Origin of the sequence: Zobellella iuensis, assembly GCF_016746085.1 — a bacterium.
Lineage (GTDB): Bacteria > Pseudomonadota > Gammaproteobacteria > Enterobacterales > Aeromonadaceae > Oceanimonas > Oceanimonas iuensis.
Map to the genome: position 1 here is coordinate 420,144 of NZ_JAERTZ010000026.1, position 11,774 is coordinate 431,917.

Sequence of the window (11,774 nt, forward strand, 5' to 3'; positions counted from 1 at the left end):
CAACTCCATTATGATGTTATTCAGTCCGTTTATGACTCACGGTTGCTGCTGCCGGGGCCGGGCCTGCCGGCCCCCACAAGGAACTCAGCTAAAGCGCACCGAGGCGCTGCCGATGCCGCCGACGGACACCGTCAGGTAGTCCCCGGCCTGCACCGGCTCCAGCGGCACCAGGGCGCCGGACAGGATCACCTCGCCCGCCTTCAGCCCGATGCCGCGCATCCCTAAGGTATTGGCCAGCCAGGCCACGCAGTTCACCGGGCTGCCCAGGGCCGCCGCCCCGGCACCGGTGCTGATGATGGCGCCGTTCTTTTCCACCACCATGCCGCAGGTGGCCAGGTCGAGCTTGCGCGGGCTCACCGCGGTGTCGCCCAGCACGAACACCCCGCAGGAGGCGTTGTCGGCAATGGTGTCCTGGATGTTTATCTGCCAGTGCTCGATGCGCGAGTCCACCACCTCGAAGCAGGGCAGCACGCACTCGGTGGCGGCCAGCACGTCGGCGGCGGTCACCCCCGGGCCCATCAGGTCGCGCTTGAGGATAAAGGCGATTTCGCCCTCGGCCCGCGGCTGGATAAGCTGCTGGCTGATGGGCACTTCCTGGCCCTGGCTGTACACCATGGCGTCGGTGAGAAAGCCGAAGTCCGGCTGGTCCACCTTGAGCATGCTTTGCACCGCCTTGGAGGTAAGGCCGATTTTCTTGCCGATGAGCCGCTCGCCGTCGGCCAGGCGGCGGTCGAGCAGGTGCAGCGAGATGTGATAGGCATCGTCGATGCTGATGTCCTCGACGCGGCGAGTGAGCGGCGCCAGGGGCTCGCGCTGGCGCAGGGCCCGGTAGAGCTCGTCGCCGTGGTGGATAATCTGTTCCTGGTTCATGGTCGCTCCTTACAGCTTGATGCAGATGTTCTTCAGCTCGGTGTAGAACTCCAGGCCGTGCACCCCGCCCTCCCGGCCGATGCCGGACTGCTTGGCGCCGCCGAAGGCGGTGCGCAGGTCACGCAGGAACCAGCTGTTCACCCACACGATGCCAGCTTCCATCTGCTCCGCCACCCGCACCGCCCGGCTGCTGCTCTCGGTCCAGATGGCCGCGGCCAGGCCGTAGTCGGTGTCGTTGGCAAGTGCAATGACTTCCTCTTCGCGGTCGAACGGCCGGATGTGGCAGCAGGGCCCGAAGATTTCCTCGCGGATGACCCGGGCGTCGTCGCTCAGGCCGGTCCAGATGGTCGGCTCGACCCAGGCGCCGCCGTTGAGCTCGGGCCCCATGTCCGGGATGCCGCCGCCGATTTCCACGGTGGCGCCCTCCTCCACCGCCAATTGGTAGTAGGACAGCACCTTGTCCCGGTGCTCCTGGCTCACCAGCGGGCCGAAGTTGGCCTGCGGGTCCTGCGGCCGGCCGAGTTTCAGCTTGGCCACTTCCTCCTTCATCCGGGTCAGGAAGGCGTCGAAGATGGGCCGCTCCACGTACACCCGCTCGGTGCCCAGGCACACCTGGCCGCAGTTGACGAAGGCCGAGCGCATGGTGCCCTCCACCGCCTTCTCCAGGTCGCAGTCGGCGAACACGATACCGGGGTTCTTGCCGCCGCACTCCAGCGAGATGTTGCGCAGGCCCACGGCGGCGGCCTTCATGATGGCCTCGCCGGTGCGGGTCTCGCCGGTGAAGGTGATGGCGTCCACCAGCGGGTGGGTGGTGAGGAACTCGCCGGCGGAGTCGGGGCCGAAGCCGTGCACCACGTTGAACACCCCGGGCGGCACGCCGCACTCGTTCATCACCTCCCCCAGCAGGGTGGTGGTGGCGGGGGTTTCTTCCGACGGCTTGACCACCACGGTGTTGCCGCAGGCCAGGGCCGGGCCCACCTTCCAGGTCATCAGCAGCAGCGGCAGGTTCCAGGGGGAGATAACGGCAATCACCCCCTTGGGGCTGCGGTGGCCGACGTTGAGCGCGCCTTTGCCGTCCGGGGTGTCCAGGCGGAAGCCTTCGGTGGGGTGGTTGGCCAGGGTCTCGGCGAAGGCGGTGAAGTTGGCGGCGCCGCGCGGGATGTCGATGTGGCTGGCGATGCTGTAGGGCTTGCCGGTGTCGCGGCACTCGGCCTCGAGGAATTCGTCGAAACGCTCGTTGATGCGGTTGGCGACCTTGTGCAGCAGGGCAGTGCGCTGGGCCTGGGTGAGCTTGCCCCAGGGGCCCTTGAGCGCGGCCCTGGCGGCGCGCACGGCGGCATCGACCTCGTCACGGCCGGCCTCGTGCACCCGGCCAATCAGGCTGTTGTCCACCGGGCAGCGGCTGTCGAAGGTCTTGCCGCTGGCGGAAGCGACGTACTCGCCGTTAATAAAGTGCTTGAATTCGTTCATGTGTTGCTCTCGTCATGGATTGCCCCGGCGCCGGGGCCTGGACTCCCGCCTGCGCGGGAGTGACGGTATTGACTTCCAGCTTCTGGCTTCCAGCCTCAAGCTTCTCGCTTCCAGCTCAAGTCAGCACGGTCAGGAAGCGCTCGTTCAGCTGGCGGTCGTGGTAGAAGATGGCCTTGCCCAGCTTGTCCGCGTCCCAGGTAATGGGCGGGTGGTCCGGGTAGAAGGCGTCGCCACCGCAGAACACCTCGTTGCGGTTGCCCGAGGGGTCGAAGAAGTAGATGGTCTGGCCATGGGTGATGCCGTGGCGGGTGGGGCCGATGTCGATGGAGGTGTTGGTCATCGAAATCAGGTCGCCGGCACGCAGCACGTCTTCCCAAGTTTCCAGGAAGAAGGAGGCGTGGTGGAACTTGTTCTTCTCCGCATGTTTGATAAAGGCCACGTCGTGGGACTTCATCGACACGGTGAGGAACTGGGCCACCCGCTCGCCGTCAGGGGTCAGCACCTGCTCGCACAGGTCGAAGCCGAGCACCTCGTGGAACAGCTGGAAGGTACCGTCCAGGTCGTCGCCGTACAGCAGGCAGTGGTCGAAGCGCTGGGCCTTCATGCCCTTGAGGTCACGGGGCCAGGCTTCCGGGTTGTGGTTGCCGATGCCGTAGCGGCCGGGCTGGGCCTTGCTGGCGAACAGCTCGAAGGCATGGCCGGTGGGCGCGGTGAAACGCAGCCGGCGGCCGCAACCCTTGAGTTCGCCTTCGGGGATGTCCTCCACCGCCACGCCGTAGGCGAGCAGGTCCTGGTGCAGGCGGTCGAGGGTGGCCTCGTCCAGCACCTTGAATGCCATAAAGTCCATGCCGGGCTCGTCGGCCTCGCGCAGCACCACCGAGAACTGGTCCACTTCGGTCCAGCCCTTGAGGTAGACCCGGCCTTGGTCGTCCCGGTCGGTTTCAATCAGGCCGAGCAGGTCCCGGTAGTGGGCCAGGGCCTCAAACATGTTCATCACGCGCAGTTGCACGTGGCCGGGGCGGATTACACCTTTTTTCATCGTCCTTACTCCTTTATCCATGTCCATTGCAAAGCCGGGCCACCGGGGTATCCAGGTAGGGTGGCCAGCTCGATATCCAGGTCGCCCTCGGGCAGCACCCGGCAGGCCAGGGCGTAGCCCTGCTCGGCCTGCTCAAGGCTGACGTGGCGGCGACTCATGCATTGCCGTTGGTAGGGGCCCTGCAGGATGCGCACCCGGCACAGCCCGCAACCGCCGCCGCGGCAGCCCACCGGCACCGGCCGCGAGAGCCCGGCCTCGGCCCCGGCGAGCAGGCTTTGCCCGGGGGCGACCCGGAACTGCTCGCTCGGCTTATCCGGGTGGTGCAGGGTGATGGTGTAGTGGGGCATCCTGGCCTCCTGTGGTTTGCTTGCTATCGGGCTTGCAGTCAGTGTCCGGGGCTGGCGGGTTCAGCACGCCGACTCGCCGTGAACCCCTCCCTGGGGGCTCGACAGCGCCATCCATGGCGCCAACGGTCGGCTTGGCTGAGCCCGCCATCCCCTTCCAGTAAGTGGGGTGACAATCGCGGCTAACGCCCCCGCTTTTTGGCCGACTGGCCGCCGATGCCGAAGTGCTGTTTGGGCAGCTCGTTAATCAGCACCCGCACCGACTCCCGCGGCGCATCAAGCGCCCGCACCAGGGCGGCGGTCACTTCCTCGATAACCGCTTCCTTCTGGGCGTCGTTGCGCCCTTCCATCATGTTCACCAGGACTATCGGCATGGCGGCGTCTCCTTATGTGGCTCTGTTGTTTGTCACGTTATCGCGCTGTCTGGCGGTCGCGGCGGTGTTACACCACCCGCCCGCTGATGCTGCCCAGCCCCTGGTAGTGCACCACGAAGCTGTCGCCCTTCTGCACCGGCACCGCCGCGGTGATGGCGCCAATCATGATGAAGCTGCCCGCCGGAATGACCTCGCCGCGCTCGGCCAGCATGTTGGCCAGCATCGCCACCGAGGCCGCCGGGTGGCCCAGCACCGCCGCGCCCGCGCCGGTCTGCACCACTTCGCCGTTGACTTCCATCACCACCCCCAGGGTTTTCAGGTCCAGCTCGCTCGCCTCGGCCATGCGCCCGCCGGTGATAAAACGGCTGGAGCTGGAGTTGTCGGCAATCACGCTTTTCAGGTCGAACTTGAAGTCCTTGTAGCGGGAGTCGATCACCTCCACCGCCGGCAGCACAAAGTCGGTGGCGCGCAGCACGTCGCCGATGTGGCAACCCGGGCCCTTCAGCTCCGCCTTGGTGACGAAGGCCAGCTCGGCTTCAATCTTGGGGTGGATAAGCTCGTCGAACTTGATGTCGCCGCCGTCCGGTACGCTGAAGTAGTCGGCCAGAAAGCCGTAGCAGGGGTGCTCCACCCCCATCTGCGCCATCTTGGCCCAGGAGGTCAGGCCCATCTTCATGCCCACTATCTTGGTGCCCCGGGCCTCCTTGCGGCGGCGGATTTCCCACTGGATGTCGAACGCATCCTGGTAGCTCATCTCGGGGTAGTCGTCGGTGATTTTGGTCACCTCATAGGCCTCGAGCTCGGCGGTTTCCAGGTGTTCGGCCAGGTGCTCAATCTGTGCTTGGGTCAGCTTGCTCATCGTTTTAGTCCTTGTTGTTTGGCCAGGGTCAGGGCCAGGTCTTCAATCATGTCTTCCTGGCCGCCGACGGTGCCGCGACGGCCCAGCTCCACCAGGATGTCCCGGGCGGACACGCCGTACTTGGCCTCGGCGCGCTGGGCGAACAGCAGGAAGGAGGAGTAGACGCCGGCGTAGCCCAGGGTCAGCGCATCCCGGTCGACGCGGATGGGCTGGTCCATCATCGGCACCACCAGGTCCTCGGCCACGTCCATGATGCGGTACAGGTCGATGCCGGTATCGACGCCCAGCCGGTCGAGCACCGCGCACAGCACTTCCAGCGGGGTGTTGCCGGCGCCGGCCCCCAGGCCCGCCACCGAGCCGTCGATGTGCACGGCACCGGCCTCGATGGCGGCCAGGGAGTTGGCCACCGCCATGCCCATGTTGTGGTGGCCGTGGAAGCCCAGCTCCACCGCCGCCGGCAGCTCGGCGCGCAGCAGCCCCAGGCGGGCGGTCACGTCATCGGGCAGCAGGTAGCCGGCGGAGTCGGTGACGTAGATGCAGTTGGCGCCGTAGTCCACCATCAGCCGGGCCTGCTCCAGGATCTTCTCCGGGCTGCCCATGTGCGCCATCATCAAAAAGCCGACGGTGTCCATGCCCAGCTTGGCGGCCAGGCCGATGTGCTGCTGGGACACGTCCGCTTCGGTGCAGTGGGTGGCCACCCGGATGGTGCTCACCCCGAGGTCCCGCGCCATGCGCAGGTGGTCGACGGTGCCGATGCCGGGCAGCAGCAGGGCCGAGACTTTGGCCTGCGTCATCCGCGGCACCACCGCCTTGAGGTAGTCCTCGTCGGAATGGGCGGGGAAGCCGTAGTTGACCGAGGCGCCGCCCAGGCCGTCGCCGTGGGTCACTTCAATCAGCGGCATGCCGGCCTGGTCCAGGCCGGTGGCGATGGCCACCATCTGCTCGAGGGAAATCTGGTGGCGCTTGGCGTGCATGCCGTCGCGCAGGCTCATGTCGTGCAGCACGACCTTCTTGTCTTTCAGGTTCATCTCGCTTGTCTCCTTAGCCCCGGGCCGGCAACGTAATGGCGCCGTTGGCCGCTTCTTCCGCGAACAGCTCGGCGGTGCGCAGGGCGGCGGCGGTCATGATGTCCAGGTTGCCGGCATAGGTGGGCAGGAAGTCGCCCAGGCCGGCCACTTCCATGAACATGGAGACCTTGTTGCCGTCGAACACCGGGCCGTTGACCAGGGTGTAGCCGGGCACGTACTGGCGCACCTGCTCGACCATGTCCAGCACCGAGCGGGTGATGGCGGCCTGGTCCGGCTCGCCGTCCACCAGGCAGTGCACGGTGTCGCGCATCATCAACGGCGGCTCGGCCGGGTTGATGATGATGATGGCCTTGCCCTGGCGGGCGCCGCCCACCGACTCCACCGCGCCGGCGGTGGTGCGGGTGAACTCGTCGATGTTCTGGCGGGTGCCGGGGCCGACCGAGCGGGAGGCGACGGTGGCGATGATTTCGCCGTAGGCGACCGGCTGCACCCGGCTGACGGCGGCCACCATGGGGATGGTGGCCTGGCCGCCGCAGGTGACCATGTTGACGTTCATCTCGAGCCGGGCGGCGTGCTGCTTGAGGTTGACCGGCGGCACGCAGAAGGGGCCGACGGCGGCGGGGGTCAGGTCAATCATGATGACCCCCAGTTCGTTGAGCTTGCGGCTGTTCTCGGCGTGGACATAGGCCGAGGTGGCATCGAAGGCGATGCGGATGTCGTCCGCCAGCACCTGGGGCAGCAGGCCGTCGACGCCGGTGTCGCAGGTCTTGATGCCCATCTCGCTGGCACGCTTCAGGCCCTCCGACGTGGGGTCGATGCCCACCATCCACACCGGCTCAATCCAGTCGGAGCGCAGCATCTTCATCAGCAGGTCGGTGCCGATATTGCCCGGGCCTATGATGGCCGCCTTGAGTTTGTTCATTGGTAGATCTCCAGAATGCGTTGTGACCATGGCGCCGGATCAGCTGGACACGAATTTTTCGAAGTAGAGCCGGTGTTCGGCCACGGGGGTGGCTTCCAGCCAGGTCTGGGTGGCGTCGATCATCGGCGGCGGCCCGCACAGGTAGGCGTCGAAGGGCTGCTGCAAAAAGTCCTGGTCGAACAGGTCGCATACCACGCCGCGCTTGCCCTGCCAGTGCTCGGAAGGCTTCATCACGATGACCTCGTAGTCGAAGTCGGCCAGCTTTTCCCTGAAGGAGTCCAGCCGCTCCAGCTCGCTCAGATCCTGATCCTGGGTCACGCCGTAGCACAGGCGGATGGCGGGCGGGCAGTCGCCCTGCTCCGCCAGCCGCTCCAGCATGGCGAGGAAGGCGGACAGGCCGGTGCCGCCGGCCACCATCAGCAGGGGGCGCTCCACCTCTCGCAGGTAAAAGGCGCCCATGGGGGCCTCGAAGCGAATAGCGTCGCCCACCCGGCAGCGCTGGCGCAGGTAGTCGCTCATTACCCCGCTCGGCAGCAGGCGGATCAGAAAACGGACAAAACCTTCTGCCGTCGAGTGGTTGGCGAAGGAATAGGCCCGCCACTCATCCGTGCCCGGCACCTGTACCCGCGCATACTGCCCGGGCAGGTACTTGAGCCGACCGCCCTCGCCTTGCAGCTTGATTTCGATAAGGGCAGCCGCGTCCGACACCTGTTTGAAGGCGCTGACGGTGCCCTCAAACAGCTCGGTGGACACGCTGCACAGGGTGGAGTCCACATCGAAATAGAAGGAGCCGGATGACGTCAGGCGGGTCTGGCAGGCCAGGATATGGCCGGCCTCGAGTTCCTTTTCGCTCAGGGCTTCGTCATCCACGTACTCGAGCTCGACCTCGCCGGACTCGCAGCGTCCGCGGCAGGTGGCGCAAACCCCTTCCCGGCAGTCGACCGGCAGCTTGACGCCCTGGCGCAGGGCGGCATCCATCAGCAGTTCGTTTGGCTTCACCTCGATGAAGCGGGTGTTTCCATCACGGAAAACGATGGCGGCAGAATAAGACATAACAACCTCGGCCCAAGTTAGACGTGATAGAAATCCAGTACCGAATCAATCTTGTCGTTCAGCAAAATGGACTGCTTGTAGGTGATCTTCCAGTCGCCCCCTTCCCGACGCAGCCGGTAATTGGCGGTGCCGAAGAAGTGGTGGCTTTCACCGAAACGGTAGTAATGGGTGACCCAGTTCACCTTCACCAGGAACCGGCCGTCTTCTTCCTGCCGGTAGCGCAGGTTGTCGATCAGGTGCAGGGTACGCGGCATGGGGGTGCAGGCCGCCGACTTGCCGGTGCGGATGCGGAACACCCGGTCTTCGATGCCGCCCCGGTTGGGGTAGTACATCAGCGACATTTCCCGCTTGGGATCCTGGGTGTAGCTGTGCTCGCTGTCCCACTGGGGAATGTGGAATTCACATTCGGGGGCGAATTGCTCCAGGTAGTTGTCCCAGTCCTGGTTGTCGCAATACTCGGCAACCCGGTAAAGAAACTGCTCGAGTGACAGTTGATGTTCCATGGCTTACACCTCCTCCTGACGTGCTTTTTTCTTCTTCAGTCCTTCCCGCATCATCTGCTGCCAGGCGCCGTGCTGGTTCACATAGAGACCTTCGTGGGTGAACTCGACCCCGGTGATCGCGGGCTGGATGCCCAGCACCTTGCTGTTGGGGGTCTCGCCGTATTGCCAGGTCTGGTAACCCCGGGAAATGTCGCTCCAGGGTGAAATGCGGGCCTCGAAACCGCGCTGGGACTCCTTGAACTCCACCAGATCGTCGGGGGTACCCATGCCGGAGACGTTGAAGAAATCCTCGAACTGACGGATGCGGTTTTCCCGATCCGCGGCCGACTCGTCCTTCACGCCCAGGCAAAGACTGATCACCTCGGTCTTGTTCCAGGCCACCGGGCGGATGATGCGCAGTTGGGAGCTGATCTGATCCATAAAGAACAGGCTGGGGTAGATGTTCAGGTTGCGCAGCCGGTGCATGGTCCACCTGGCCCGCTCTTCCGGCAGTTGCTCCAGCAGGCGCGGCATCACGGTCCGGTAACCGGGGCGAACCTCGGGGTTGGGCATGTCGCTGAACAGCAGGCTGTGGCCATGGCGGAAGGAGAACCAGCCATCGTCGGTGTCCTTATCGCCGGCCCCCAGCTTGCTGTAGTCCAGGGTGTCGCCGGTTCCGCCCTGCTTCTGGGCTTCCAGCTCGCGGCGGTGCTGCACCGTGCTGACATAGTTGTAATGCACGGTGCTGACGTGGTAACCGTCCAGGCCGTTTTCGTTCTGCAGCTTCCAGTTGCCGTTGAAGGTATAGGTAGACTGGCCGGGCAGCACTTCCAGTTCGCCGGTGGCGGACTGCTCCACCATCATGTCGAAGAACAGGCGGGTGTCGCCGAGGAAGTCTTCCAGGCTCAGGGTGGACTCGGTGTCCAGGCTGATAAAGACGAAGCCCTTGTAGCTGGCGATGCGCGCCTGGCTCAGACCGCGGCGGGACTTGTCGAAATCGGCGGGGTATTCGCTGGGCGCCTTTACCTTCACCAGGCGGCCATCGGACTTGTAGCACCAGGCGTGGAAGGGGCAGGTAAAGGTGGACTGGTTGCCCTTGCACACCCGGGTCAGGGTCGCGCCCCGGTGCTGGCAGGTATTGGCCAGGGCATGGATCTCACCCTTGCCGTCGCGGGTGATGATCATCGGCTGACGACCGGCCTGCATGGTGATGAAGTCGTTGGGGTTGGGGATCTGGCTTTCGTGGCAGGCAAAGATCCATTGCTTCTCGAAAATCAGTTCCATCTCGAGATCGAACAGTGCCTTGTCGGTAAAGATGTCCCGGGCGACGCGGAACACGCCATCATCGGGACGAAAGTCCAGGCTGCTCTCGATGAATGCTTGCCACTGGGCCAAGTTTCTCTGGGTGCTCATGGGGTCCTCTCCTTTTGAACCTGATTGCCATGGCTGCCAATCTAGCGCTTCGGGGAAAGGGGCAATATTCAGTTTTCGGGTTAACGATATGCAGTTTTTATGGATCTAAATTGTTAATCGGAGTGAGCTTCATAATGCCGGTGTCAGCCGACGCCCCCTGCCCGCCCTTGGTTGACAGCCGCGGGTAAAGAGCCCAAGATGCCGCGTAAAACAGATGTTAAAAAAATAAAAAATCATTAACTCATCACGGCCGGATGCCGGCGATGACGAGGCTGGAAGCACTGTCCGAGAGGGAATACCATGAGCCAGTACCACCACAGGGTACAGCGACAATTTCTGGCCGCGGAGCTGAACAGCATCAGTTCGGCCCGCGACTGGATGAGGAGCGTCTGCGGCCCCCACGATCTGGAAATTCTAAAGCCCAACGAGCTGCTGTTTCGCCACCAGGGCGCCGTGCTGGGCCAGCTCTCCTTCGGCGTGATTGAATATTCCACCGCCGCCCATGTCAAAACCCAGGATCTGCTGCACAGCTACAGCATCAGCCTGCCGCTGGCCGGCAGTCAGTATGTCGAACACAAAAAGGACAGGATTGAATCCAACCCTGAACTGGGTTTAATCATTTCCCCCGGCCATCCGGTCAGCCTGATACTGGGCGCCGATTGCCGCAAGCAGCTGGTGCGCATCTCCCGCACCGCGGTAGAGCAGAAGCTGGCGTCGCTGCTGCACCGGGAAATCACCAAGCCGGTGATCTTCGAGCCGGGGATAAGGCTGAACGAGGGCATGGGCGACTGGTGGAACACGGTCGCCACCCTGCAGGGCATGCTGCAAAACCAGAGCAGCCTGTTCGACTTTCCCCACGTCTGGGCCTCTTTCCAGGACACCCTGATCACCGGCCTGCTCTATGCCCAGCCGCACAACTATTCCCGCGAGCTGGAAGACCGGCAACTCAACAGGCCCGCCTATCTGCACGAACTGGAAGTCATGATGCAGGAAAATCTGGATAAATCGCTGAACCTGTCGGATTTTGAACAACTGGTGGGCATCGGGCGCGAACGGCTGTACAAGGACTTCCACCAGGTTTACGGCTGCTCGCCGGTGGCGTACTTTCGCAACCTGCGTTACGAGGAAGTGCGCCGGCGCCTGCAGCAGGCCGATGCCGGAGAAAGCGTCTCCAGCATCGCCATGGACTGCGGTTTTACCCAGTTGGGCCGCTTCGCCAAGGACTACCAGCAGCGCTTCGGCGAGCTGCCCTCGGCCACCTTCGGCAAGGCCAGGCGCTGAGCGCCCGGCTCAGGCCGCCAGGGCCTTGCCTACCAGGCTCTGTACCGGCGGGCTGAGCGACACCTTGAGGGCGGTGGCGTGGCCCGCTTCCGACATCTTGCCCCAGGTCTTGCGGATAATGTCGAGCAGCTTTTCCTCTTCGTGCTTGGTGGCGAAGTCTTCCAGGTAATAGTGGATAAACACCAGGCAGATCACGTCTTCCAGGGTTTGCACCTCGTCGTCGCGCTTGAGCTGTTTCTTCAGCAGCAGGGCCTTCACCCGCTCCTGCTCCTCTGCGCCGTAACCGGCATTTTCCATCAGTTTGGCGGTGAGTTCGCCGTGATATTTCGCCAGATCGGTGCGCCAGTGCTTGTAGCCGGCCCTGTCCATGGGGTAGTCGGTACGGGGCACCGTCCAGCGCCGGATGTGCTGGGCCCGGGCGGCGATTTGCAGCAATTCGGAGGCGTTCGGCGCAAATCGGGCCAGTTGCTCGCTCATACGCAGGCTGTAGAGGTATTCCTTGGGCCAGCTCTGGCCGTCGGCCTGCTCCTGGTGGGGATCCTGGCGGTTTTCCGCGTCGATGGCGTTCAGCACCAGCTGGAGGCGGGAGTCTTGAGTCATGGGGGCGTCCTTATCGTTGATCGTGGGCAAATAACAGTA

Annotated in this window: 13 protein-coding genes; 1 reads left to right on the plus strand and 12 read right to left on the minus strand. The window is 64.2% G+C overall.

The genetic code is table 11. The annotated features are described in order from the left end of the window. Window positions 1-84: 84 nt before the first annotated feature. From dmpE to antA, 11 genes are all read right to left on the minus strand, one after another. Window positions 85-870: a 2-oxopent-4-enoate hydratase gene (gene dmpE / locus JKV55_RS15955; RefSeq protein WP_202087788.1), complete on the minus strand. Its 786-nt coding sequence runs from the start codon at window positions 868-870 to the stop codon at window positions 85-87. 9 nt (window positions 871-879) lie between these two features. After that, a complete protein-coding gene (locus tag JKV55_RS15960) occupies window positions 880-2,340 on the minus strand; it encodes a 2-hydroxymuconic semialdehyde dehydrogenase (RefSeq protein ID WP_202087789.1) in 1,461 nt (486 codons plus the stop codon). Window positions 2,341-2,455: 115 nt separating this feature from the next. Next, window positions 2,456-3,379 (minus strand): catechol 2,3-dioxygenase, encoded by a 924-nt coding sequence (locus tag JKV55_RS15965; protein WP_202087790.1) that lies wholly within the window; start codon window positions 3,377-3,379, stop codon window positions 2,456-2,458. 5 nt (window positions 3,380-3,384) lie between these two features. Next, window positions 3,385-3,726 carry a 2Fe-2S iron-sulfur cluster-binding protein gene (locus tag JKV55_RS15970; protein ID WP_202087791.1) on the minus strand — a complete coding sequence of 114 codons (342 nt, stop codon included), beginning with the start codon at window positions 3,724-3,726 and terminating at the stop codon, window positions 3,385-3,387. 179 nt (window positions 3,727-3,905) lie between these two features. Beyond that, window positions 3,906-4,097, minus strand: coding sequence for a 2-hydroxymuconate tautomerase (thmT, locus tag JKV55_RS15975; protein WP_202087792.1), 192 nt, complete (start codon window positions 4,095-4,097; stop codon window positions 3,906-3,908). 67 nt (window positions 4,098-4,164) lie between these two features. Next, a complete protein-coding gene (gene dmpH / locus JKV55_RS15980; protein ID WP_096779772.1) occupies window positions 4,165-4,956 on the minus strand; it encodes a 2-oxo-3-hexenedioate decarboxylase in 792 nt (263 codons plus the stop codon). Further along, window positions 4,953-5,984 carry a 4-hydroxy-2-oxovalerate aldolase gene (gene dmpG / locus JKV55_RS15985; protein WP_202087798.1) on the minus strand — a complete coding sequence of 344 codons (1,032 nt, stop codon included), beginning with the start codon at window positions 5,982-5,984 and terminating at the stop codon, window positions 4,953-4,955. The genes dmpH and dmpG overlap by 4 nt, the downstream gene beginning before the upstream one ends. A 13-nt stretch (window positions 5,985-5,997) precedes the next feature. Continuing rightward, the gene (locus tag JKV55_RS15990; RefSeq protein WP_202087800.1) at window positions 5,998-6,906 is read right to left on the minus strand and encodes an acetaldehyde dehydrogenase (acetylating); all 909 of its coding nucleotides are present in this window, start codon (window positions 6,904-6,906) and stop codon (window positions 5,998-6,000) included. A gap of 39 nt (window positions 6,907-6,945) precedes the next feature. After that, on the minus strand, window positions 6,946-7,959 hold the full coding sequence (gene antC / locus JKV55_RS15995) for an anthranilate 1,2-dioxygenase electron transfer component AntC (protein ID WP_202087802.1): 1,014 nt from the start codon (window positions 7,957-7,959) through the stop codon (window positions 6,946-6,948). 17 nt (window positions 7,960-7,976) lie between these two features. After that, window positions 7,977-8,462: an anthranilate 1,2-dioxygenase small subunit gene (antB, locus tag JKV55_RS16000; protein WP_202087805.1), complete on the minus strand. Its 486-nt coding sequence runs from the start codon at window positions 8,460-8,462 to the stop codon at window positions 7,977-7,979. Window positions 8,463-8,465: 3 nt separating this feature from the next. Continuing rightward, entirely contained in the window at window positions 8,466-9,854 is a 1,389-nt protein-coding gene (gene antA / locus JKV55_RS16005) for an anthranilate 1,2-dioxygenase large subunit (RefSeq protein ID WP_202087806.1), read from the minus strand. A gap of 300 nt (window positions 9,855-10,154) precedes the next feature. Between antA and JKV55_RS16010 the strand changes: the two genes are divergently transcribed. Next, window positions 10,155-11,135 (plus strand): AraC family transcriptional regulator, encoded by a 981-nt coding sequence (locus JKV55_RS16010; RefSeq protein ID WP_202087807.1) that lies wholly within the window; start codon window positions 10,155-10,157, stop codon window positions 11,133-11,135. Window positions 11,136-11,144: 9 nt separating this feature from the next. Here JKV55_RS16010 and JKV55_RS16015 read toward each other — a convergent pair whose 3' ends face one another. Then, the gene (locus JKV55_RS16015; RefSeq protein WP_202087808.1) at window positions 11,145-11,735 is read right to left on the minus strand and encodes a DUF4202 domain-containing protein; all 591 of its coding nucleotides are present in this window, start codon (window positions 11,733-11,735) and stop codon (window positions 11,145-11,147) included. Window positions 11,736-11,774 lie beyond the last annotated feature (39 nt).